Annotated in this window: 1 protein-coding gene; it reads left to right on the top strand. The window is 76.9% G+C overall.

Annotated elements, in window-relative coordinates:
- A partial coding sequence (locus RVY79_RS21470) for a hypothetical protein (protein WP_317466649.1) occupies positions 1-238 on the top strand: 238 nt, incomplete at both ends.

Genomic DNA, 238 nt, shown 5'->3' with positions numbered 1-238 from the left:
CGGCGCGCTGGTCGCGCCTGAGCCTGGCCGGCACCGGGCCGGTCGAGGTGCGCCTGCTGCAGCCCGGCGAACTGCGTGCGTCCACCGGCTACACCCGGGTGCGGATGGACCGCCAGGGCCGTGTGCTGGAGCGCTACGACCCCCTCACGGCGCCGGCCGGCAACCAGCTCGTCGACAGCGTCTTCCCGCTGCACAGCGCCGAGGCGCTGGGCCTGGCGGGCCGGCTGCTGTGGACGGC

Source organism: Chromohalobacter sp. HP20-39 (genome assembly GCF_033052815.1).
Lineage (GTDB): Bacteria > Pseudomonadota > Gammaproteobacteria > Pseudomonadales > Halomonadaceae > Chromohalobacter.
Note: the sequence above shows the minus strand (reverse complement) of the source record. Positions and strands in the feature narration are given on the sequence as shown.